Genomic DNA, 22,854 nt, shown 5'->3' with positions numbered 1-22,854 from the left:
CCCTGTGCCGGAGGAACCAGCCGCCACCGACGACGGTCACGTTCTCGAATTCCGCCTTCCCGACCTGGGCGAAGGCCTGGCCGACGGCGACCTGGTGTCCTGGGCCGTCGCGGTCGGTGACACGGTGGAACTGAACCAGACCATCGCCGAGGTGGAGACCGCGAAGGCGGTGGTCGCGCTGCCGTCGCCGTTCTCCGGGGTGGTGGTGGAGCTGCTGGCCCAGCCCGGCGACACGGTGCCGGTCGGGGCGCCGCTGATCCGGGTGCGCAACGACCTCGAGGTGACCGCGCCGCGCACCGATGTGCTGGTCGGCTACGGCCCCGAAGCCGAAACGACTTCGCGCAGAAGGAAATCCGTGCCGTCGATGGCATCGAACACACCGAGCACCCACCGCGCCGCCGCGACTCCCGCAGCCCGCAAACTGGCCAAGGAACTGGGCATCGACCTGTGGTTCGTCGCGGGTTCGGGTCCCGAAGGAGCGGTCACCGTCGAAGACGTGCGGTCCGCTGTCCCGGTGACACAACCGCGCACCCCCGCCCGCCTCGGCGCGATCGCCCCGGCGCCCTCGAACGGCCACGTCACCGACGCCGACGGCCTCATCGAACCGACCGCCCGCGAAGAACGCACCCCCATCACCGGCATCCGCAAACGCACCGCCGCCGCGATGCTGGCCAGTGCGCGCACGATCCCGCAGGCCAGCACGTTCGTCACCGTCGACTGCACCGCGTCGATGGAACTGCTCGACCACCTGCGCACCACCAAATCCTTCGAGGACCTCACCCTCACCCCGCTGGCCCTGGTCGCCAAGGCGACACTCGCGGCGATCGCGGAATTCCCGGGAATCAACACCGCCTGGGATGAACAGAACCAGGAAATCGTCACCAAACACTTTGTGAATCTGGGCATCGCGGTCGCCTCGGACCGCGGCCTGATGGTCCCCAATATCAAAGAGGCGCAAGCATTGAGCCTGCGCGAACTGTGCCGCGAAATCAGCTGGGCCGCCGACACCGCCCGCTCCGGCAACGCCACCCCCCACGACCTACGCGGCGGCACCTTCACCCTCACCAACATCGGCGTCTTCGGCGTGGACACCGGCGTCCCCCTGGTAAACCCCGGCGAAGCCGCCATCCTGTGCCTCGGCTCGATCCGCAAGCGCCCCTGGATATTCCGCGACGAACTCGCCATCCGCTGGATCACCACCCTCGGCCTGAGCTTCGACCACCGCATGATCGACGGCGAACTGGCCGCCCGCTTCCTAGCCACCACCGCCGGTTTCCTCGAGGACCCATTGACCCTGCTCAGCCGCATCTGAGTGATATATCCGACCCGCAACCGCGACGAAACATAATGCTCATGCGCTGTAAAAAACGGGGTCTACAACTCGTTGTATGAGTGAGGCACATCCCGTCGACACCCGGCTGCCGTTCGCGCGGCAGTTGGCCTTCGGCATTCAGCACGTCCTGATCATGTACACCGGTTGCATCACCGTGCCGCTGGTTTTCGGTGCGGCCGCGGGGCTGGATCGGGCGACGATCGGGCTGTTGATCAGTGCTGATCTGCTGGTCGCGGGCATTATCACGCTGGTGCAGAGCCTCGGGGTGGGCAAGCTGGCGGGTGCGCGGTTGCCGATCGTGTGTGGGGCCACGTTCGTCGGGTTGAATCCGATGATTCTGATCGCCAAGGAATACGGTCTGGACGCGGTGTACGGGTCGATGCTGATCGGTGGTGTGGTCGGTGTGGCGTTGGCGTGGCCGTTCGCGCGGGTGGTGCGGTTCTTCCCACCGCTGGTGACCGGGACCGTGCTGACCGTGGTGGGTGTGTCGCTGATCGGGGTCGCCGGGGGGCTGATCATCGGGACCAACCCGAAGTCGCCGAGCTTCGCGTCACCGTCGAATATCGCGCTGGCCGCGGTGGTCGTGCTGATCGCGGTCGGGTTCGTGTGCCTGGGACGCGGTGTGTTCTCGCAGCTCGGTGTGCTGATCGCGCTGGTCGCCGGCATTGCGATCGCGCTGCCGATGGGTCTGATCACCACCGCGGGCGTCGGTAGCGCCAGCTGGATCGGGATTCCGCAGCCGTTCCACTTCGGGTCGCCGCAGTTCCCGGTGACCGCCGTGGTGGCGATGAGCATCGTGATGGCGGTGGTGTTCGCCGAGTCGACCGCGAGCATGTTGGCGATCAGTGAGATCACCGGAAAGCAGCTCAGCAGAGGCGATCTCGCGCGCGGCCTGGTCGGCGACGGGCTGTCGGGTGTGCTCGGCGGCATCTTCACCGCGTTCGTGGACACGATCTTCAACCAGAACGTCGGCGCGGTCTCCACGACCAGGGTGTACAGCCGGTATGTGACCGCGGTCAGTGGCGCGATCCTGGTGGTGTTGGGGCTGGTGCCGCGCATCGGTGAAGTGGTGGCGGTGATTCCGAAGCCGGTGGTCGGCGGTGTGGGGCTGGTGCTGTTCGCCACGGTCGCGGTCGTGGGTGTGACCACGTTGCTCAAAGCCGATCTGACGGACAAGGTGAACGCGACCGTGGCCGCAACCGCCATCGGTGTCGGGCTGCTGCCGGTGTTCACCAAGGACATGTTCGACAAGTTCCCCACGTCGGCGCAGATCCTGCTCGACAGCGGCGTCACGCTCGGCGCGGCTACTGCTTTCCTGCTGAACCTGGTCTTCAACCACACCCGTCTGGGCACCATGGCCCGCGCGTCCAAGACCTCCGCGCCCGTCGAGGTCGAATCGGCTTCTGCCCAGCCCGTCTCGCCGGCGACCGCCTGATTCCGACGTCGACCGCCGGTTCTTCATCAACCTGTAAAGAACCGGCGGAATTCCGGCGTTCGCCGAGTTCAGCGGAGGTTGCATACATGAGAACCGGTCGGTTTGCTCGAAAAAGTTCGGCGAGGTAGCGGCGAGATCGCTCGATTCCTGCCACCATGGTCGGAAGCCATCGGTCACGACCCGCTGACCGGTGGAGTTCTACGCGGAGATCCGGCGATGGCGCAACTGATGTACTTCAAGAAGATTCGTGACGACCTCACCGAGGTCGAATACGTCTGGGGACCGAGTCGAGAACAACTCGACTCGTCGCTGGTGATCGACAAAACCACTTTCGCCGCACTCCCCGGCCCGCCCGGGTACTCCCCCGCGGGGCAGATCATCCTGCGTGCGCGCCGCGGGAGCGACTGGCCCGAAGTCGGAGTTATTACCTCGTAAGTTCCGCCGCGGCGGCGCGCACCACATCGGGGATCGCCACCGGTTTGCGGGTGTCGGCGTCGACATAGACGTGGACGAATTCGCCCGTCGCCGCGAGCTCGAGACCGGCCTCGCCTTCGCGGAAGATCGCGAGGTCGTAGGTGATGCTCGAGTTGCCGAGGCGGGCGATGCGCAGGCCCACCTGCAGCTGATCGGGGAAACTGATCGACCCGACGAACTTGCACGAGGTCTGCGCGACCACGCCCAGCGCGGGCAGCGCGGTGATGTCGGTGCCGGTGGCGCGCATCAGCCAGGCGTTCACGGCGGTGTCGAAGTAGGAGTAGTAGGTCACGTTGTTCACGTGGCCGTATTGGTCGTTGTCGGCCCACCGGGTCGGCATCGGCCACAGGACGGGATAGCTCATGCCTCCGCCTCGCTGGCGCTCGGCTGCGGCATGCGCTCCGCGCGCTGCCACATGGTTCTCTCGCTTCGCTCGCTCACTAGGCCATCATGCCGCGCTGCGGTGCCGGTGGTCGCGCGGGCTCACCCCGAAGTGCCGTTTGAAGGCGGTGCTCAGGGCGAAGGCGCTGCCGTATCCGACCTGGTGGGCGATGGATTCCACGGTCGCATCGGACTCCGATAGCAGATCTGCGGCCAACGACAGCCGCCATTCGGTCAGGAACGTCATCGGCGGTTCGCCGACGAGTTCGGTGAACCGGCGGGCCAGCGCCGCGCGCGACATGCCGACCGCGTCGGCCAGCGCGACCACCGTCCACGGGTGCGCCGGATTGTGTTGCAGCAGACGCAAAGCCTTGCCGACCAGGGGGTCGCTGTAGGCGTGGTACCAGGCGGGGGCGTCGTCACGGGCGAACCAGGCGCGCAGTGCGGCGATGAGCAGCAGGTCCAGCAGGCGATCGAGGACGGCGGTTTGGGCGGGCAGGTCCTTGGTCGCCTCGTCGACGAGCAGGTCGAGCAGCCGCGCGTCGAGCTCACCGCGTGGCAGCACCGCGACCTGCGGGAGCGCGCGCAGCAACCGCCTGCTGACCGCGCCCGCCGATTCGTAGGTGCCGGTGATCATCACCGTCTCACCGTCGGGATCGGTGCCCCATTGCCGAACCCCGAGATTCAGTGTCTCGCACAGGATTTCGCCATCGGGTGTGGTGGTCACCTGCCCCGGCTGGATGACGATCTGCGGTTCGGTGCCCGGATCATCAGCCACCGTATACGGCTGCGGCCCACGAAAAACCGCGACATCGCCCGCAACGAGCTGCCGCGGCGGCGCGGAATCGGTACTGACCCAAGCCTTTCCGCGAATCGTCGCAAGTACCGTGAGCGGCGCCTCGTCCTGCACACGCAATGACCACGGCGGGTTCAACAGCGAACACATGAGAAACGCACCACGGGCGCGAGGACCCTCGAGCAGACCGGCTAACGCATCCACCTGTTCCACAGTAGACGAAACCCGGAGACGGCAGCGCATGTTCGTGAGCGGCACAGCGATGTCGCCGACGCCCGCGCGGCGGTGTACTTATCTCATGACGAACACAGCCTCTCACCAGCAGCTTTCCCTCATCACCGGCGCGACGGGCAAAACCGGTAGCCGGGTCGCGGCGCTCCTCGAAGCCGACGGGCACCCGGTCCGCCGTGGTTCGCGCACCGCCGAAATCCCCTTCGACTGGACCGACCGCGGCACCTGGGCGCCCGCTCTGACCGGCGTCGACTCGGTCTACCTCGCCTTCCAGCCCGACCTCGCGGTGCCCGGCGCCCCCGACGTCATCCGCGCGTTCACCGCCGCGGCCCGGTCCGCGGGCGTGCGCTCGGTGGTGTTGCTGTCGGGTCGCGGCGAACCCGAAGCGCTGGAATGCGAAGAGATCGTGCGGAATTCGGGCCTGCGCTGGACCATCGTGCGCTGCTCCTTCTTCGCCCACAACTTCAGCGAAGGCGCCTTCGTCGACGATGTTCTCGCCGGCGCGGTGGCACTGCCCAATGGGGATGTGCCGGAACCGTTCGTGCACGTCGACGACATCGCCGAGGTGGCGACCGCCGCCCTCACCGACCCCCGCCACGAAGGCCAACTCTACGAACTCACCGGCCCACGCGCCCTGTCCTTCGCCGACGCGGTAGGCGAGATCGCCGCGGCCACCGGTCGCGAGATCGCGTTCATCCCCGTCACCCGCCCGGAATTCGTTGCGACACTGAGCGATTACCAGGTCCCCGACGACGTGATCAGCCTGCTGGACTACCTGTTCGGCACCATCCTCGACGGCCGCAACACCGCCACCGCCGACGGCGTGCGCCGCGCGTTGGGCCGCGAGGCACGCGATTTCACCGACTACGCCAAGGAAACCGCCGCCACCGGAGCCTGGACACCCCGATAACCGAGTTGGACCGTTGATCACCAGGCTTTCACGCAAACATCGCCCGAGAAGGAATCTGCACCAAAGCCTGGTGATCTTGAAATTTCCGAGCCGACCTGGGGTCACCGCACGCCCGGTACCGTCGAAGCGGTGAGTTCAGCGCAGATCGACCACCGTCTTCGCCGGGCCAGGGCGGCGGTGTTCGCGGCTTTCACGCTGAGCGGGGTGCTGCTGGCTCTCTGGGTGGTCCACATTCCGGCGATCATCGGCCGGACCGGGGTGTCGGTGTCCATGCTCAGCGTGTTGGTGCTGCTGATGGCGGCGGGCGCGCTGGTCGGGATGCGGTTGGCGGGCCCTGCCGCGGACCGGTTCGGCAGCCGCACTCTGGTCGCGGTGGCCGCGACGGTCATTTCGGTGACGGTGCTCGGGCCCGGGTTGGCGACCGATCCGGTGACCTTGGCGATCGCGCTGGTGTGCTTCGGGTTCGGCAACGGCGCGCTGGACGTGTCGATGAATGCCCAAGCGGTGCAGGTGGAACGGGCGTATCGGCGACCGATCATGTCCGCGTTCCACGCGATGTTCTCCGCGGGTGGGTTTCTCGGTTCACTGTTGGGCGCGGCTGCCCAGCACGCGGGGTGGGCGCCGGAACTGACGCTGACCTGTGCCACTATCGGCGGGTTGCTCATTACCGCAGCACTGGTGCCGCAGCTTGTCAGCGAATCGCCCTCGCCTACAGAACATTACGAGACTGACGCCTCATCACGGCTGCGCACAGAACGACACGATCGGACCCGCACAGTGCTGACACTCGGGGGTATCGCGTTCGTGCTCCTGCTCGCGGAAGGCGTCGCCGCCGACTGGAGCGCACTGCAGGTTCGCGAACGCCTCGGCACCTCCGAGGCCGGTGCCGCCCTCGCCTTCGGCGCCTTCTCGGCCACCATGACCCTGGGCAGATTCCTCGCCGACCGAGTCAGCGCGGCGCTGGGTCCCGTAGCTATCGTCCGCTACGGAAGTCTGCTCGCCGCAGCAGGATTCGTCGTAGTCATCGCCTCCCCTTGGCTGCCACTGACGCTGCTCGGCTGGGCGATGTGCGGTCTGGGCCTAGCTGGCGGAGTCCCTCAAATCTTCACCACCGCAGGCAATCTCGGCGGAAGCAAGGCCGCCACCGATATGTCCAGGGTCTTCACGATCGGCTACCTGGGTCTGCTCGCAGGCCCCACGGTAATCGGCTGGCTGGCCGCCATAATCCCGCTCACCGCCACCCTGATCATCCCGCTGATTCTCACCCTGGCCTGCGCTGCCGCAGCCAACACGGTCACGCCTAAAAAATAACTCCCACAACCGAATTCACACGATCAGAGATACATCCCCACCTCGGTCGAGTGCTCGATCGTCGACCGGATCTGAATTCCGCCATCGCGGTGGGCAACCAGTTCGGCGAGTGTCGCACCGTCCGGGAAACTCGACGCAGCCGAGACACTCTCCTGGCGGGCCAACCACTCGTGGGCTTCCGTCGCCGACAATCGCCCGACCTCGAGCTGAGCCAGACAACGCCCCGGCCGAACGACGGCAGGATGCAACCGCGAAAGATCCTCATTGGTGGTGATCGCGATCAACACCTTCCGCCCCTGCCCCAGCATCCCGTCGGTGAGATTCAGCAACCGCGAAAGCTTCTGCCCCGCAGCCTCTTTAGCCTCACCCCGGATCAACTCATCACAATCCTCGAGCACGAGCAGCCGCCACCGACCGTCCTCGTCGTCCCCATCAGCCCCCGCCGCGACCTCCATCAGATACCCGGGGTTGCTGAACAATTCCTCCGGATCGACCACGCAGTCGACCTGACACCACGGCGACCACGACCGCGCCAGAGCGCGAAGCGCCGTCGTCTTCCCGGTCCCCGGCTCACCGTGCAGCAACACCAACCGCCCCTTGATGTCGTCGACCCCCAGCCCCATCAACCGTTCCATCCCCGCAGCCACCGACGCCGTGTAGTTCCCCCGAATCTCCGCCCACGCGGGTGCCACGATCTGCCGGCGTCGACGCGCGGGACGCCGAACGTCCATGTGCCAGAAGCCCATCTCCACCGTCGCCTCGCTGTCACGTGACAGCGCCGCCCCCTCGGTAGCCGCGGCCAGCACCTCCACTGCCAGCGAATCACTGACCGCCGTCACTTCGACGGTGGCCGACCCGCTGGCCCACCGCACCGCCCGCAACGCCCAGCCCTCGCCCGCAGCGAGCAGCGCACTGCTGTCGTCGTCGACCACCGAACGCACGATCCGCGAGTCGGCGGGACGCAGCAACGCCTCCGGACGCACCCGGTCCAGGTGTGCCTGACGGGCGAACGGCTGATCGCCGCGCAGGAACGGTGCCAGCGCCAGGGCGTCGATCGCGTCGCGGGTGGAATAGGTGGAGTCGATGGTCGCCGACCACGGAAACGACTCGCCCTGGTCCGGCCCCGGGCGCGGGGAGTCGACGAGGCGCAGCTGTTCATTACGTGTGGACACCGCGCCCATCATCGTGGTCGGCCGCGGGGAATGTCCAATGACTTACGGTGACCCATGCGACACCCCCGGTCGGAAAACTCGCTGGCACGGTGGTCCGATTCGTCGGTAACGTCGTAGTGTGACGTCCACCGCGCACGACCAGACCCCGCCGGATTCCTACGCGAAGGCAGGGCTCAAGGAATGGGTCGGCCTAGCCGTTCTCGCCCTACCCACGCTGCTCATCTCGATGGATTTGAGCGTGCTCTACCTGGCCATCCCCCGCATCAGCGAAGCGCTGGAACCCAGCAGTTCGCAGCTGCTGTGGATCCTGGACATCTACGGCTTCCTGGTGGCCGGCTTCCTGATCACGATGGGCACCCTCGGTGACCGCATCGGCCGCCGCAAACTGCTGATGATCGGCGCACTCGCGTTCGGCGTGGCATCGGTGATCGCCGCGTACTCCACCAGCGCGAACATGCTGATCGGCACCCGCGCGCTGCTCGGTATCGCGGGCGCCACGCTGATGCCGTCCACCCTGGCGTTGATCCGCAATATGTTCCACGACGACCGCCAGCGCACCACCGCGATCAGCGTATGGATGACCAGTTTCATGGTCGGCATGGTGATCGGACCGCTGGTCGGTGGCGCGATGCTGGAGAACTTCTGGTGGGGTTCGGTGTTCCTGGTCGCCGTGCCCGCGATGGTGTTGCTGCTGGGCACGGGCCCGTTCCTGCTGCCCGAATACAAGGACCCCAACCCGGGCAAGCTCGACATTCTCAGCGCGTTGCTGTCGCTGCTGTCGGTGATGGCGGTGATCTACGGGATCAAGGAACTGGCCAAGGACGGCATTTCGATCGAATCCGTCGGTGTCCTGGCCGCCGGTCTGGCGTTGGGCACGGTGTTCGTGCTGCGGCAGCAGCGGCTGACCGATCCGCTGATCGACCTGCGCCTGTTCGGCAATGTGCGGTTCAGTGGGTCGCTGGTCGCGTTGATGGTCGCCATGCTCGCGATGGGCGGGCTGTTCCTGCTGCTGTCGCAGTATCTGCAGTTGGTCCTGGGTCTTTCCGCGTTCCAGGCCGGGCTGTGGACGGTGCCGCAGGCGCTGGCGATGGTCGTGGCGGCCGGTGTGGTGAGCGCGCTCGCGCCCAAGATCCGGCCCGCCTACCTGATGGCCGTCGGCCTGGTGATCGCAATGATCGGGTACGCGATCTTCACGCAGCTGTCCGGCCACGACGACCTCGCGCTGATCGTCACCGGCATGGTGGTGTTCTCGCTGGGTTTGAGCCCGATGTTCGTGCTCGGCCTCGACCTGATCGTGGGCGCGGTCGACCCGGCCCGCGCCGGCGCAGCCTCCGCCATTTCCGAAACGGGACAAGAGCTTTCGGCCGCATTGGGTGTCGCGGTGATCGGCAGCATCGGCACCGCGGTCTATCGCGGACAGATGACGGACCAGCTGCCCGCCGGACTGCCACCGGAGATCGCGCACACCGCCGAGGACACCCTGGCAGGCGCCCTGCACGTCGCGGCTGCGCTGCCGGAAGCTCTCGGCGCCGAGTTGACCACGATCGCCCGCGAGGCCTATACCCATGCGCTGCAGGTGAATTCGGTCGTCGGCATCGGCCTGACCGCCATCGCCGCCGCCTTGGTGATGGGCCTGCTGCGACACATCCCCGCACCCGACGCCAAAGAACCCGACGCTGTCGCCGACGCGGACTGACCGTGCGGCCGCGGACATGGCGATTCCCGCCCGATACGAAATCGGACGGGAAGCACCTCGCGCGCGAGTTGTCCCCTCCACGCGACCCGGTTTCGGCGGCCTCGGCCGAAATGCGGTGGCCTACTTGGCAGCCGGAGCCGGGTTGTTCGGCATCGGCGAGTTGATGGTGGTGAAGTACTGCGCTGCGGCCATGATCGCTACCGGCGCGGCGATGAACAGCTGACCCGCCAGCGCACCCAGCGAGCCGATGGCCATGATGCCGCCGAGGCAGCCGACCGCGGCGGCGGGGATGAACGGGCCGAACATGCCGACGATGGTCGCCGCGGCGATGGTCGCGCCGGCGATGCCGCCCAGCACACAACCGACAGCGCCGCCGCCGAGGCCACCGACCAGGGCGCCGACACCCGCACCGAGCGAGATGGTGCTGCCCAGCCGACTCCAGGCCGCCTGCTCACGGTCATATTCGCTCTTCCACGGCGCCTTGTCCTCGTACGGCAGCGCGACGGGCTTGTAGGTGGCGTGCGCCAGGTCGAACTGCGGGGTCAACGTCGCGGTGCGACCGGAGATGTCGGCGGCGACCGGGAAGACGAATTCATCGACACGGAAGGACAATTCGCTACCGGCGACGGTGGCACCGTTGGCCGCCTTGATCTTGAACACACCGTCTTCGACCACCATCGAGCCCGCGTCGGTACCGATGATCGTGGCGGTCTCGGTGGTCTCGGCGGTGAAGTTGATCGGCTCGTCCGCGGCGGGGGCAGCGTGGCCGGTTCCGGCGGCGATGCCGAGGGCGACGCTGACGGTGGAGGCCAGCAGGGCGAACTTGGTGATTTTCACGGGGTGAACCTTTCGTGTTCTTCGATGAGATGCGAACCCTAGCTAGGTGAGCCTTACCTATCAAGACCTTGCTTAGGCTAACCTCACTTTTCGACACAGTTTCGCCGTGAGAGAGAACCCTGATGAGAAATCCGCGTTGGTGCGGGTGGCTGCTTGCCCTGTTCCTGCTGGTTGCGGCCGGTGTGCTCAGCCTGCTGGTCGGCACGAAATCGATTGCGCTCGGCGAGGTCTGGCTTGCGCTGACCGGGCCGGTGACCACGCCCGACCAGGTCACCATCACCGAATACCGGCTGCCGCGAACCGTTCTCGGACTGCTCGCCGGGCTGGCCCTCGGCGTCGCGGGCTGCCTGATGCAGGGCCTGACCCGCAACCCGCTCGCCGACCCCGGACTGCTCGGCGTGAACGCGGGCGCGGCCTTCGCGATCACAGTCGCGGTGGGGTTGCTCGGGGTGAGTGAGATCACGTCGTATGTGTGGTTCGGATTCTTCGGTGCCGCAGCGGTTTCGGTGGTGGTGTACCGGCTGGGCACCGCGGGGAACACCGGCACCGATCCGATCCGCCTGACGCTGGCCGGGGTCGCCGCCACCGCGGTGCTGGGCGGACTCACCCGCGGGCTGATGTTGCTGGACCCTAAGGCTTTCGACCAGATGCGGCACTGGGACGCGGGATCGCTGTCCGGCCGCGGGTTCGACATCATCGCGGGGGCCGCGCCGTTCATCGTGGTCGGGCTGTTGATCGCCGCGGTGTGCGCGCGATCGCTGAATACTGTTGCCCTCGGCGATGATCTGGCTCGTTCGCTGGGGGTGCATGTCACGCGTACGCGGTTGCTCACGGCGTCGGCGCTGGTGTTGTTGTGTGGCACCGCGACCGCCGCGGTCGGCCCGATCGCGTTCGTGGGTCTGGCGGTGCCGCACATCGCGCGCTGGCTGGCCGGTACCGATCAGCGCTGGATCTTCGCGTATTCGCTGGTGCTGGCGCCACTTCTGGTGCTCACCGCGGATGTGTTGGGCCGCATCATCATTCGACCTGACGAGGTTCCGGCCGGGCTGGTCACGGCGTTTCTCGGTGCGCCGATGCTGATCTGGCTGGCGCGGCGTTCGCGAGTGGGGGTCCAGGGATGAGCGGTCAGCGCCCGGAGGAGGCAGCCTGCGTAACCACGCAGGGCGCCCGAGCATCCCGAATGGACACAGCAATGAGCGGTCAGCGAAGTATCGACTTCGGACGCACCACGGTCCTGCTACGACTGCGCCGTCCGAACCTCACCGCCAGAATCGGCGTGCGCACCGTGGTGGTGTGCGCGATTGCGCTGATCGTCGCCGTCGCCACCGCCGTATTCGCCCTGGGCAGTGGCGAATTTCCGATTCCCGCCACGCGGGTGGTGCGCGCGCTGTTCATCGGTGACGAGCGTTTCGACCGACTGGTGGTGTGGGACTGGCGTTTGCCGCGCATCCTGTTGGCGCTGGCCCTGGGTGCGGCGCTCGGTGTCAGCGGCGCGATCCTGCAGTCGGTCACCCGCAATCCGCTGGGCAGTCCCGACATCATCGGGTTCAGCACCGGCGCCTACACCGGCGCGCTGCTGGTGATCCTCATGCTGGGCGGCGGGAACTTCCAGACCGCGGCGGGCGCGATGATCGGTGGTCTCGGTGCCGCACTGGTGATTCACCTACTTGCCCTGCGGCACAACGTATCCGGCTTCCGACTGATCATCGTCGGCATCGGCGTGAGTGCCATGCTCGCCTCGGTCAACACCTGGCTGATCATGCGGGCCGATCTGGACGCGGCGATGTCGGCGGCGGCCTGGGGTGCGGGCTCGCTCAACGGACTGTCGTGGCCGCGGGTCGCACCGACCATGATCATCCTGGCCGTGCTGGTCCTGGCGGTGATCCCGGCCGCGCCCCGCTTGCGCGTCCTCGAACTCGGTGACGACACCGCGCGCGCCCTCGGCCTGGACGCGAGTAAGGCGACCGGTTGGCTGATCGCGCTCAGCGTCGGATTCACTTCTGTGGCAACAGCTGTCGCCGGGCCGATCGCCTTCGTCGCGCTGGCCGCACCGCACCTGGCGCGCACACTCACCCGCACCCCCTCGATCGCGCTGGTCCCCGCCGCGGTGCTGGGTGCGACCTTGCTGATCACCTGCGACTGGATCGCCCAGCATGCTTTCGCGCCGACCACCATCCCGGTCGGCCTCGTCACCGGTTCGATCGGCGGCCTGTATCTGGCGTATCTGCTCGTCGTCGACGCGCGACGGAAATAGAAGGGCGACATGAACTCCCACTCCGCGCGGTTGCGCGCCGACCAGGTCCGGCTCGGTTACCAGGGCACCACGGTCAGCGATCAACTGTCCGTCGATATTCCGGACGGCAAGTTCACCGTGATCATCGGGCCGAACGCCTGCGGCAAGTCCACGCTGCTGCGTGCGCTGGCCCGACTGCTCACCCCACAATCCGGGAAGGTGCTGCTCGACGACAAGCCGGTGACCGACTATCCGGCCAAGGAACTGGCCCGGCAGATCGGCCTGCTGCCCCAGACCTCGACCGCGCCCGACGGCATCCGGGTGGCGGATCTGGTCGCGCGCGGCCGCTATCCGCATCAGACGCTGCTGCGACAGTGGTCGCGCGCCGACGAGGAGGCGGTCGCGGCGGCGATGGCGGCCACCGGTGTCACCGACCTGTCGGCGCGCCCGGTCGAGGAATTGTCAGGTGGTCAGCGTCAGCGCGTGTGGATTTCGATGGTGCTGGCTCAGTGCACGCCCATCATCGCGCTCGACGAGCCGACGACCTTTCTCGATATCGCCTATCAGATCCAGCTGCTGGATCTGTGCCGCTCGCTGCAGCGCGATTCGGGACGCACGGTCGTGGCGGTTCTGCACGACCTCAACCACGCCTTCCGCTACGCCGACCACCTCATCGCCATGCGCGACGGGCGAATCGTGGCCTCCGGGCGGCCCGCCGAGATCGTCACCGCCGAGCTGGTGCACGAGGTGTTCTCGCTGCGGTGCCGCATCATCGATGACCCCGAAACCGGTACCCCACTGGTGATTCCGCTGGCGGACAACGCCGCGCCCGTGATCGTCGCGCCGGTCACGGGCGACCTACTCGTCGAGCGCCTCCGATGACCGCATCCGGCCTGCTGATCGACCTCAGCCCGCTGCGGGCGTCGCGTCCGTTCCGGTATGCGTTCGCCGCCCGGCTGGTGTCGGTGCTCGGCATCGGCCTGCTCATGGTGGCCCTACCGCTGCAGGGCTATCAGCTGACCGGTTCGAGCCTGCAGGTCGCCGGGGTGGCCACCACGACCGCGGCGGCGTTGTTCGTCGGCAGTCTCGCGGGCGGCGTGGTCGCCGACCGGTACGACCGCCGCGGGGTGATCCAGTGGGCACGCAGTGCCGCGGGCATCGGTTTCTTGATGCTCGGGGTGAACGCCGTGCTGCCGGATCCGATGCTGCCCGCGATCTATCTCGCCGGTGTCGTCGACGGCCTCGCGGGCGGGGTGAGCGGTTCGGCGCTGATGGCCATGGTGCCCGCGCTGGTCGGCCGGGAGAAGGTGGCCGCCGCGGGCGCGCTGGTCTCGCTGACCACCGATCTCGGCACGATGATCACCCCCGCGATCGCCGGTCTGCTCGTCGCGAAAACCGGTGTGGCCTCGGCCTATTTCCTGTGCGCGCTGGCCACCACCGCGACGGTCGGGTTGATCACCGCGATCGGGCCCTCGCCACCACCGCGGCGTGACTTGCAGAATCCGTTGCGCGAGTTGGCTTCCGGGATCTCGTTCGCGGTGCGCCACGAGTCGATCCGGCTCATCCTGGCGACCGGTCTGATCGGGATGCTCGTGAGCGGGCCGCTGGTGCTGCTGCCTGCCTTCGCCGATGTCGAACTCGACGCGGGGCCGGGCACGCTCGGCCTGCTCTACGCGGCACCCGGTGCCGGTGCGGTGCTCGGCACGCTCACCAGCGGGTGGATGAGTCGCGTGAATACCGGTCGGGCATTGCTGGTTTCGCTGGCGATCATGCCGATCGGCGTGATCGCGGCCGGGTTGTGGTCGCACGCGGCGCCGGTGTTCCTCGGACTTGCCGGGTTCGGCCTGGCCAGAGCGGTGAACATGGTGCTGCGCTACGCGATGCTGCAGCGGGCCGCGCCCGACGACATGCGGGGACGGATGTCGGGACTGCTGATGGTGCAGTCGGTCACCGGCACCGCCGTCGGCTCCATGGTGGCCGGATTCGTCGGCCAACTCTTCGCTCCCGGACTCGCGCTCGTGTACTACGGCGTCGCGGTCCTGGTACTCACCGGCCTGATGGCACTCGCCGCCGGGCCGCTGCGCAGAAAGGAACAAGGATGAAGGATCGCACCGCCTACGCCGCGACCATCGCCGAGGTGCTCGCCGGGGATCACTACGCCAAGGTGCCGTACCCGATCGGCCTGCAGGAAGTGCGGGTGTCGCGGGTCGTGCCCGTCGGCTCGGCGCTGCTGCGGGTCACCTTCGGCGGGCCCGAGATCGCGCAGTTCCACAGCTATGTGCCCGATGAGCATGTGCGCCTGATCTTTCCGAGCGACGACGGCGTGCTCCGACTGCCGAAGCGCGACGGTTCGATGCTCGAGTGGGGCAACCCGCGACCGGTCTCGCGCGAGTACACGGTGCGCCGGCACAGCATCGAAGACGGCGAACTCGACATCGACTTCGTCCTCCATCCCGGCGGTCTCGCCTCGGACTGGGCCGCCGCGGTCACCCCGGGCACCACGGTGCACATCGCCGGTCCGCCCGGTGGCGTGGTCATTCCGGAGACCTACGACGACTATCTGCTCGCCGGTGACATCACCGCGCTACCGGCCATCGCCCGCTGGCTCGAACGCATGCCGCGCGACACCACCGGGTGGGCGTTCATCGAGGTGGCCGGACCGAGCGAGCAGATCCCGCTCGACCCGCCCGATGGTGTGAGCGTGCGCTGGCTGCACCGTGGCGATCTCCCGCCGGGTACCAGCGACATCCTCGAACAGGCCCTACGCGAGGTGAAAGTCGCTGCGGGACACCGTGTCTACGCGTGGGCGGCCGGTGAGGCGGGCTGCCTGCGCGGGGTGCGCAAGATCATCCGCAACGACCTGGGCATCGGCCCCGAGGACTCACTCATCGCGGGCTACTGGAAGCGCGGCGTCGCCGACTTCGACCACGCGGATTGAGACATCAGCTACCCCCTAGAAGAAGGAAACACAGTTTCATGTCAGTTCACCCGATCACGGCGCGTTTGCGTGCCACCCTCCTGGCCGTGGCGATCGCCGCGACGGCAGTCGCCTGCGGCAGCACCACCACCGACCAACCTGCGAACTCCGGCACCCGCGACGTGCACACCGCCAAGGGCCTCGTCACCGTCCCCGCCGACCCGCAGCGCGTCGTGGTCCTCAATGGCGCCCTCGCCGGATACCTGTTCGACCTGGACGCGGACGTGACAGCCGCGGACCCACGCCTGCTCGGTGTCACGTTGAAGCCCGGCGAGTTCCCGCCGTCCTGGGCCGCGGATGCCAAGGCACAGGGCACCGAAGCCGTGCCCTCCGGTGATGCCCTGAACCTCGAGTTCATCGCCGCCCAGCGCCCGGACCTGATCATCGGCGGCGGACCCGGCTACCCCGGCCAGCAGACGATCAACGACTACGACAAGCTCACCGCCATCGCGCCCACCGCGTTGGTGCCGTCCGACGCGATCAATTGGCAGGACCAGTTGAAGTCGGTGGCCGACATCGTGAACCGCTCGGAGCAGGTCGGCGGCATGATCACCGCCTACAACGACAAGGTCGCGAAGGTGCGCTCCGGGCTGAAACCGCCGCAGGGCGCTGCGGCGGTGATGCAGTCGCAAGCCGACGGCAAGCCCATCCTGCTCGCCCCCAACACCCCGTTGACCACGCTGCTCGCCGAGGTCGGCATCACCATCGACAACGACATCCTCGCCAAGGCGGGCAACCCGACCCGACCCGCGGCCGCCGACTGGGTGAGCTTCAGCCCTGAACTGCTGAGCACCGTGGTCGATGCCCCGGTGGTGTTCGTGATCAAACTCGACGGTGGCCGCGACATCGCCGGGCTGAAACAAGATCCGATGCTGGCCGGTCTGCCCGCGTTCCGGACGGGCCAGCTCTACGAACTGCCGTCGGAAAGCAAGCGTCCCGACTACCGGGGCGCCATGGCGACTCTCGATCTGCTCGAGCAGCGATTCCGGTAGTCGCGAATACAGCGAGGCCCTACCGTTCGAGTGAACGGTAGGGCCTCGTCTGTATTGCCTTGCCTTACAGCGCTTTCAGTTCCTCGGTGACAGCACCGACGGACTTCTTCGCATCGCCGAACAGCATCGAGGTGTGGTCGGCGTAGAACAGCGGGTTGTCGATGCCGGCGAAGCCGGAGTTCATCGAGCGCTTGAGCACGATGACGCTCTTGGCCTGGTCGACGTTCAGGACCGGCATGCCGTAGATCGGGCTGGACTTGTCGTCGCGGGCGGCCGGGTTGGTGACGTCGTTGGCGCCGATGACCAGGACCACGTCGGTGCGGTTGAATTCACCGTTGATGTCGTCCATTTCCTTCATCGCGTCGTACGAGACCTCGGCCTCGGCCAGCAGCACGTTCATGTGACCGGGCATGCGACCGGCGACCGGGTGGATCGCGTACTTGACCTCGACGCCCTTGGCCTCGAGCAGCAGGGCCATCTCCTTGACCGCGTGCTGGGCCTGGGCCACGGCCATGCCGTAGCCGGGGACCACGATCACCTGGTTGGCGTAGGCCATCTGGATCGCGGCGTCGGCGGCCGAGGTCGCCTTGGCGGTCTTGGCTTCGCCGTCACCCGAGGACGCGACCGCGCCGCCGCCACCGAAGCCACCGGCCACGATCGCGGGGATGGAGCGGTTCATGGCCTTGGCCATCAGGTTGGTGAGAATGGTGCCGGACGCGCCGACGATCATGCCCGCCACGATCATCGCGGTGTTGTTCAGCGCCAGACCGGCGGCCGCGGCCGACAGACCGGTCAGGGCGTTGAGCAGCGAGATCACGACCGGCATGTCCGCGCCACCGATGGGCAGCACGACCATCAGGCCCAGCACACCGGCGAACAGCAACAGCGCGATCATCCACAGCTGCGACACACCACCGTTGTCGGCGCCCAGGCCGATCACCACGGCGCACACGACCGCACCCACGAGCAGCAGCAGGTTCAGCGGCTGCTGCAAACGACCGACGGTGATCGGCTTGCCCGACAGGATCTCCTGCAGCTTCGCGAAGGCGATGATCGAACCCCAGAAGGAGATCGAACCGATCACCGCGGCGAACAGCGAACCGATGATGATGTGGATCGTGGGCTCGGAGTGCAGGTCGGAAAACCCTGCGCTGTCGACGAATTCGGCCCACGCGATCAACGCGACGGTGCCACCACCGACACCGTTGAAGGCCGCGACCAGCTGCGGCATCTCGGTCATCTTGGTGCGGATGGCGGGCGGAACACCCAGTGCCACACCGACAATCAGACCGGCGGCGATCAGAATCCAGTTGAGCAGGGCGGCATGGCGCACCGAGATCAAGGTGGCGGCAACGGCCAAAGCCATACCGACAGCGGCGATCTGGTTGCCGCGCACGGCGGTCTTCGGGCCGGTGAGACCCATCAGGCCGTAGATGAACATGGAGAAGGCCACGATGTAGAGGCCGTTGACCAGGTAGGTCATGTTGTCGACTGCGTGCATCACTCGGCCGCCTTCTTCTTACCCTTGAACATGCCGAGCATGCGGTCGGTGACCACGAAGCCACCGATGACGTTCAGTGTTCCGAACACCACGGCGACGAACAGGATCACCTGCACCAGCAGCGAGGGGTCCTTCACATTGCCCAGGGTCACCAATGCGCCGAGCACGACGATGCCGTGAATGGCGTTGGTGCCCGACATGAGCGGGGTGTGCAGGGTGTTGGGGACCTTGGAGATCACCGCGAAGCCGACGAAGCCGGAGAGCACGAGGATCGCGATATTGGCGAGAAGTTCGGTGTACATCAGGCTTCCACCTCACGGGTGACACAGGAATCGGCGAGCACCTGATCTTCGAAATCGGGCGCCAGCTTGCCGTCGACCAGCATCAGTTCCAGCAGCGCCGAGATGTTCTTCGAGTACAGCTCGGACGCGTGCTCGGGCATCGTGGCGGGCAGGTTCAGCGGCGAGGCGATGGTGACCTCGTGCTTGACCACGGTCTCGCCGGGCTCGGTGAGTTCGCAGTTACCGCCGGTCTCACCGGCCAGGTCGATGATCACGCTGCCGGGCTTCATGCCCTCGACAGCGGCGGCGGTGACCAGGCGCGGCGCGGGACGACCCGGCACCAGCGCGGTGGTGATCACGACATCGAAACCCTTGATGGCGTCTTCGAGTGCCTTCTGCTGCTGGGCCTTCTCGTCCTCGGTGAGTTCGCGGGCGTACCCACCCTCACCGGCGGCGTCGATGCCAAGGTCAAGCCACTGCGCACCGACCGAGCGCACCTGATCGGCGACCTCGGGACGCACGTCGTAACCGGTGGTCCGGCCGCCGAGACGCTTGGCTGTTGCCAGCGCCTGCAGACCGGCGACACCGACACCGAGCACCAGCACGGTGGCCGGCTTCACGGTGCCCGCGGCGGTGGTGAGCATCGGGAAGAAGCGGGTCGACTCCGACGCGGCGAGCAGCACGGCCTTGTAACCGGCCACGTTCGCCTGCGAGGACAGGGCGTCCATCACCTGCGCGCGCGAGATGCGCGGAATCGCCTCGACCGCGAAAGCCTGCACACCGGCGGCCTTGAGCGCACCGATCTGGTTCTCGGCATTGCGCGGGGCGAGGAAACCGATCATGGTCTGCCCGGACGACAGCTTGGCCACCTCGGCGTCGCTGGGCGGGGCGACCTTGACCACGACTTCGGCCGACCACGGGTCACCGATGGTCGCGCCCGCCTCTACATAGGCAGCGTCGGGAATGAGCGCGCCGAGACCCGCACCGGCTTCCACGATCACCTGCACACCCTGCTTGGACAGGGCGGGGATGATCTTGGGCACCAAGGCGACTCGCCGCTCACCCGGGCCGGACTCGCGAACGACTCCGACACGCGCTCCGCGCGGCGAACCCTCGCCCACGTTTTGCGTTGTCTCCACTAGTCAGACTTCCTTCTCGTGCTGGCTTCGAGCCTGGGAACAACAGGTCAGCCGACGTTACCCGTGAGTAAGTTCAACTGAAATCCCGGCAACTGTACTCGGCTCGCGGTGAGCCTAGTCGAGATGCCCGTCACAACGGAGAACTGGACGCAGGACCACAAAACGGACACCCTGCCCTGATCAGCCGTGACAACGGCCTCCCGACTCGGCGGGCACCGATCGGCACCCGCGCTGAAGATTCGTCGCCGCTGGTAGGGGCGCACAAGACCGCACATCATCGTCGGTTACTTACCTCGACGTCCGACTCCTGGTCGGGCTCCGCCGAATCGGACGATACGTGATGTGCCTCATGAAGCCCGCACCGTCGGGCTATTGCGCGACCCAGCTCACACCGTAGGGTCGACGCTGTGAACGACTGCGCCTTCTGTCTGATCGTGGCGGGTGCCGCTCCGGCGACCATGATCTACTCCGATGACGCCGTCTGCGCGTTCCTCGACATCCGCCCCATCACCCGCGGCCATACCCTGATCGTGCCCAAGGTCCACGCGACCGAGCTCGACGATCTCGACCCCGACCTGGGCGCGCGACTGTTCCGCACCGGCCACCGCCTCGCGCGCGCCCTACGGGTGAGCGGACTCGCCAGTGACGGCGCCAATCTCATTCTCAACGACGGCACCGCGGCCTTCCAGACGGTGGGGCACGTCCACTTGCACGTGGTTCCGCGCAAACACGGGGACAAGCTCGCCTTCGCCAGGGGGTTCCTGTTGCGTCGTCCACACGAACCGACGTCGACCGCGGCGGCGATCCGTGCGGGCCTGTCCGCGTTGGATCAGGCGGGGCCACAATCGAATACAGCGGGGCGGCCGGCGGGCCCGGAGGCGGTAGCGAAGCGTGACCACGCAGGGCCTTCGGCCGTCCCGCCATTCAATACAGCAGAAGGAGCACAGGGATGACCCCGACGCCGGGCCGCGAACAACTCACCGATCTGTTGGCCCAGCAGTGGGAGATGATCGGCCTGCTGGTGGCCGACCTCGACGAAAAGGCTTGGCGCCGACCGTCTCCGCTGCCCGGCTGGACCCTGTTCGACGTGGTCGCGCACGTGATCGGCACCGAGTCCTGGCTGCTGGGTCAGACACCGCCGCCGCATGATCCGTTGCGCCCCAAGGCCGATGTCCGCACGCTGCCGCATGTGCGCAACGAAGTCGCGGTGCTGAACGAGATCTGGGTCGACCGGTTGCGGCCGCTGTCGGGCAAGCGGCTGCTCGCGCTGTTCGACGAGACCACCGAGCGCCGCCGGGCCGCCCTGGCCGCGATGGACGACGACGCCTGGCAGGCCTCGACCGTGTCGCCGGTCGGCCAGGTGCCCTACGGGCGGTTCATGCGGGTGCGGCTGTTCGACTGCTGGATGCACGAACTGGACCTCGCCGACGGGATCGGGCGCAGTGTGACCGAAGGCGGGGCGCGGGCCGAGGCGGCGTTCACCGAGTTGACGCTGGGACTGGGTCGTGCGGTCGTGAAGGGGGCGAAGGCGCCGGACGGTTCGCTGATCACCCTCGACCTGATCGGGCCGGTGACCAGGCAGGTTCACCTGGCGGTGGACGGTGGACGTGGATCGGTGCTGGAAACCGCAGACCGTGAGGCTACCGCTGTAATCCGTTTGGACTCCGGGCTTTTCGCGCGACTGCGCGGTGGGCGGACCACTCCCGACGCGCACCCCGGCGAGGTGGTTGTCGAGGGCGATGCGGCGCTCGGGGAGCGGCTCGTGCGTAATTTGGCGTTCACCATCTGATGCGGCTTTTCCTGGCGTCGTACAGGTTCGGGGGTTTCGCGGATCGGCTAGCGAGGCTCGTGGGTGCGCCGGGGCGGGTCGCGGTGATTCCCAACGCTTGCGACGCGTGGCCTGATGCTTGGTCTTCGGCGGTGATCAGCGATGTGAAACCCCTTGAACAGCAGGGTTATTCGCCGGAGGTTCTCGATCTGCGCGAGTACGTCGGACAGCCTGCGCGACTGGAACGGCACCTGCGCCAGTTCCCGATGGTCTGGGTGCGTGGCGGCAACACTTTCGTCCTGCGGGCCCAATTCGCCCGCAGTGGTGCAGATTCCGTGCTGTCGGCTTTGTTGCGCGAGGACGCGCTGGTCTACGCCGGGTACAGCGCCGGCGCGTGTCTGCTCGGACCCGACCTACACGGGCTGGAAACCATGGACGACCCCGCCGAGGTATTACCCGCCACCGGCATCGAACCCCAGTGGGACGGACTGGGATTGGTCGATCGTCGACTGGTAGTCCACCTCGACTCCCCCACCGACCCCGAGGGTGACGCCGCTGAGATGCTGGCGCACTGTGTGGCCGAAGGCGTCCCACACTGGGCACTCACCGACAACGATGTGGTGCTGGTCGACGGTGATCACACCGAGGTGCTGCGGTCCTGACGTCACGCCGCGACGGAAGACTTGCGGCGGAAGACGATCCAGCGCATCGCGCTGTACATGTAGACAGCCTCACACGCGCCCGCGACCAGCCTGGCCACGTGATACTGCAGTCCGAGCGCGGCGAGGCCCGAGCCGACGCCGAGGATGAACGCGAGATAGTTCACCAGCACCACGACCGCGTACACCGCGGCCTGTCTGCCCATCGGGGCGTGCGAGTGAAAGTTGAAGGTCCGGTTGAGCACGAAGGCCAGGCCGAACGCGACGATGTAGGCGAGGGTGATCGACAACCAGACGGCCAGCCCGAGGCCACTGCGCAGAAACGTGAGCAACAGCAGGTCGACAGCGAAGGTGAAGCTGTTGATCAGCGCGAAACCGAGAAACGTCGCGGGCACATACCGGTCCAGCCCCCACGGCAGGCGCGCGACGACCGCCTCGCACCATCGGGTGAATCGGTCGGCCGGCGACTCGGTGACACTCGCCTGATGCTCCACGCCGCCAGCCTGCCAGCGGCAGGTGAAGTCCGGGTGAGCACACGGCAAACGGGTGGGCCGGGCGTTCGCACCCCCAGTACGGCGACCGACTGGGAGCGTCAGCGACCGACCGGGGACTGACTGGGAGCGTTAGCGACCGCCGGGGACTGACTGGGAGCGTTAGCGACCGCCGGGGACTGACTGGGAGCGTTAGCGACCGCCGGGGACTGACTGGGAGCGTTAGCGACCGCCGGG

Annotated in this window: 23 protein-coding genes; 15 read left to right on the top strand and 8 right to left on the bottom strand. The window is 67.2% G+C overall.

The genetic code is table 11. The features are described from left to right. The first annotated feature begins 4 nt into the window (after window positions 1–4). The 3 genes from ACFWVD_RS24385 (at window position 5) to ACFWVD_RS24375 (ending at window position 3,203) form a co-directional block, all read left to right on the top strand. Entirely contained in the window at window positions 5–1,312 is a 1,308-nt protein-coding gene (locus ACFWVD_RS24385) for a dihydrolipoamide acetyltransferase family protein (RefSeq protein ID WP_379246490.1), read from the top strand. Between the two features lie 76 nt (window positions 1,313–1,388). Next, entirely contained in the window at window positions 1,389–2,768 is a 1,380-nt protein-coding gene (locus ACFWVD_RS24380; protein WP_379246489.1) for a uracil-xanthine permease family protein, read from the top strand. 216 nt (window positions 2,769–2,984) lie between these two features. Further along, window positions 2,985–3,203 (top strand): hypothetical protein, encoded by a 219-nt coding sequence (locus ACFWVD_RS24375; RefSeq protein WP_379246487.1) that lies wholly within the window; start codon window positions 2,985–2,987, stop codon window positions 3,201–3,203. Here the strand turns inward: ACFWVD_RS24375 and ACFWVD_RS24370 are convergent. Together ACFWVD_RS24370 and ACFWVD_RS24365 are read right to left on the bottom strand one after the other, a co-directional pair. Further along, complete coding sequence (locus ACFWVD_RS24370; RefSeq protein ID WP_379246485.1) at window positions 3,193–3,606, bottom strand: acyl-CoA thioesterase; 414 nt, start codon at window positions 3,604–3,606, stop codon at window positions 3,193–3,195. The two genes, ACFWVD_RS24375 and ACFWVD_RS24370, sit on opposite strands and share 11 nt — an antisense overlap. Window positions 3,607–3,690: 84 nt before the next feature. Then, the gene (locus tag ACFWVD_RS24365) at window positions 3,691–4,623 is read right to left on the bottom strand and encodes an AraC family transcriptional regulator (RefSeq protein WP_379246483.1); all 933 of its coding nucleotides are present in this window, start codon (window positions 4,621–4,623) and stop codon (window positions 3,691–3,693) included. Window positions 4,624–4,717: 94 nt separating this feature from the next. Here ACFWVD_RS24365 and ACFWVD_RS24360 point away from each other — a divergent pair, with 94 nt between their 5' ends. Beyond that, window positions 4,718–5,560: an NAD(P)H-binding protein gene (locus ACFWVD_RS24360; protein WP_379246481.1), complete on the top strand. Its 843-nt coding sequence runs from the start codon at window positions 4,718–4,720 to the stop codon at window positions 5,558–5,560. A 129-nt stretch (window positions 5,561–5,689) separates the two neighbouring features. Beyond that, window positions 5,690–6,871: an MFS transporter gene (locus ACFWVD_RS24355; protein ID WP_379246479.1), complete on the top strand. Its 1,182-nt coding sequence runs from the start codon at window positions 5,690–5,692 to the stop codon at window positions 6,869–6,871. Window positions 6,872–6,894: 23 nt separating this feature from the next. Here the strand turns inward: ACFWVD_RS24355 and ACFWVD_RS24350 are convergent, their stop codons facing one another. After that, window positions 6,895–8,052: a DUF5925 domain-containing protein gene (locus ACFWVD_RS24350; protein ID WP_379246477.1), complete on the bottom strand. Its 1,158-nt coding sequence runs from the start codon at window positions 8,050–8,052 to the stop codon at window positions 6,895–6,897. 109 nt (window positions 8,053–8,161) lie between these two features. On the opposite strand from ACFWVD_RS24350, the gene ACFWVD_RS24345 reads away from it, so the two are divergent. Next, window positions 8,162–9,739, top strand: coding sequence for an MFS transporter (locus tag ACFWVD_RS24345; RefSeq protein ID WP_379246475.1), 1,578 nt, complete (start codon window positions 8,162–8,164; stop codon window positions 9,737–9,739). Between the two features lie 120 nt (window positions 9,740–9,859). Here ACFWVD_RS24345 and ACFWVD_RS24340 read toward each other — a convergent pair whose 3' ends face one another. Beyond that, window positions 9,860–10,576: a hypothetical protein gene (locus ACFWVD_RS24340; protein WP_379246473.1), complete on the bottom strand. Its 717-nt coding sequence runs from the start codon at window positions 10,574–10,576 to the stop codon at window positions 9,860–9,862. 122 nt (window positions 10,577–10,698) lie between these two features. Here ACFWVD_RS24340 and ACFWVD_RS24335 point away from each other — a divergent pair, with 122 nt between their 5' ends. The 6 genes from ACFWVD_RS24335 to ACFWVD_RS24310 all read left to right on the top strand — a co-directional run bounded on the left by ACFWVD_RS24335 (window position 10,699) and on the right by ACFWVD_RS24310 (window position 16,778). Beyond that, window positions 10,699–11,697, top strand: coding sequence for a FecCD family ABC transporter permease (locus ACFWVD_RS24335; protein ID WP_379246471.1), 999 nt, complete (start codon window positions 10,699–10,701; stop codon window positions 11,695–11,697). Window positions 11,698–11,768: 71 nt separating this feature from the next. Further along, on the top strand, window positions 11,769–12,830 hold the full coding sequence (locus tag ACFWVD_RS24330) for a FecCD family ABC transporter permease (RefSeq protein ID WP_379246469.1): 1,062 nt from the start codon (window positions 11,769–11,771) through the stop codon (window positions 12,828–12,830). A gap of 9 nt (window positions 12,831–12,839) precedes the next feature. Then, entirely contained in the window at window positions 12,840–13,691 is an 852-nt protein-coding gene (locus ACFWVD_RS24325) for an ABC transporter ATP-binding protein (RefSeq protein ID WP_379246467.1), read from the top strand. Then, window positions 13,688–14,911 (top strand): enterobactin transporter EntS, encoded by a 1,224-nt coding sequence (gene entS, locus ACFWVD_RS24320; RefSeq protein ID WP_379246465.1) that lies wholly within the window; start codon window positions 13,688–13,690, stop codon window positions 14,909–14,911. Before ACFWVD_RS24325 ends, entS begins: the two co-directional genes overlap by 4 nt. Then, window positions 14,908–15,747, top strand: a complete 840-nt coding sequence (locus ACFWVD_RS24315) for a siderophore-interacting protein (RefSeq protein ID WP_379246463.1) — start codon at window positions 14,908–14,910, stop codon at window positions 15,745–15,747. The genes entS and ACFWVD_RS24315 overlap by 4 nt, the downstream gene beginning before the upstream one ends. Window positions 15,748–15,785: 38 nt before the next feature. Then, window positions 15,786–16,778: an ABC transporter substrate-binding protein gene (locus tag ACFWVD_RS24310; protein WP_379246461.1), complete on the top strand. Its 993-nt coding sequence runs from the start codon at window positions 15,786–15,788 to the stop codon at window positions 16,776–16,778. 64 nt (window positions 16,779–16,842) lie between these two features. On the opposite strand, the gene ACFWVD_RS24305 is transcribed toward ACFWVD_RS24310, so the two are convergent. The 3 genes from ACFWVD_RS24305 to ACFWVD_RS24295 are packed head-to-tail and all read right to left on the bottom strand — an operon-like array spanning window position 16,843 to window position 19,699. Continuing rightward, window positions 16,843–18,261, bottom strand: a complete 1,419-nt coding sequence (locus ACFWVD_RS24305; protein ID WP_379246578.1) for an NAD(P)(+) transhydrogenase (Re/Si-specific) subunit beta — start codon at window positions 18,259–18,261, stop codon at window positions 16,843–16,845. A 17-nt stretch (window positions 18,262–18,278) separates the two neighbouring features. Beyond that, on the bottom strand, window positions 18,279–18,581 hold the full coding sequence (locus tag ACFWVD_RS24300) for an NAD(P) transhydrogenase subunit alpha (RefSeq protein ID WP_056818017.1): 303 nt from the start codon (window positions 18,579–18,581) through the stop codon (window positions 18,279–18,281). Continuing rightward, window positions 18,581–19,699 (bottom strand): Re/Si-specific NAD(P)(+) transhydrogenase subunit alpha, encoded by a 1,119-nt coding sequence (locus ACFWVD_RS24295; protein WP_379246459.1) that lies wholly within the window; start codon window positions 19,697–19,699, stop codon window positions 18,581–18,583. Before ACFWVD_RS24295 ends, ACFWVD_RS24300 begins: the two co-directional genes overlap by 1 nt. 407 nt (window positions 19,700–20,106) lie before the next feature. Here ACFWVD_RS24295 and ACFWVD_RS24290 point away from each other — a divergent pair, with 407 nt between their 5' ends. Genes ACFWVD_RS24290 through ACFWVD_RS24280 form a run of 3 tightly spaced genes read left to right on the top strand, consistent with a single transcriptional unit; the run spans window position 20,107 to window position 22,129 of the window. After that, the gene (locus ACFWVD_RS24290; protein ID WP_379246457.1) at window positions 20,107–20,652 is read left to right on the top strand and encodes an HIT family protein; all 546 of its coding nucleotides are present in this window, start codon (window positions 20,107–20,109) and stop codon (window positions 20,650–20,652) included. Next, window positions 20,649–21,488, top strand: a complete 840-nt coding sequence (locus ACFWVD_RS24285; protein ID WP_379246455.1) for a maleylpyruvate isomerase N-terminal domain-containing protein — start codon at window positions 20,649–20,651, stop codon at window positions 21,486–21,488. The genes ACFWVD_RS24290 and ACFWVD_RS24285 overlap by 4 nt, the downstream gene beginning before the upstream one ends. Beyond that, entirely contained in the window at window positions 21,488–22,129 is a 642-nt protein-coding gene (locus tag ACFWVD_RS24280; RefSeq protein WP_379246453.1) for a Type 1 glutamine amidotransferase-like domain-containing protein, read from the top strand. The genes ACFWVD_RS24285 and ACFWVD_RS24280 overlap by 1 nt, the downstream gene beginning before the upstream one ends. 2 nt (window positions 22,130–22,131) lie before the next feature. Here the strand turns inward: ACFWVD_RS24280 and ACFWVD_RS24275 are convergent, their stop codons facing one another. Continuing rightward, the gene (locus tag ACFWVD_RS24275) at window positions 22,132–22,620 is read right to left on the bottom strand and encodes a GtrA family protein (protein ID WP_379246451.1); all 489 of its coding nucleotides are present in this window, start codon (window positions 22,618–22,620) and stop codon (window positions 22,132–22,134) included. Window positions 22,621–22,854 lie beyond the last annotated feature (234 nt).

Source organism: Nocardia sp. NPDC058666, assembly GCF_042714895.1.
Lineage (GTDB): Bacteria > Actinomycetota > Actinomycetes > Mycobacteriales > Mycobacteriaceae > Nocardia.
Note: the sequence above shows the minus strand (reverse complement) of the source record. Positions and strands in the feature narration are given on the sequence as shown.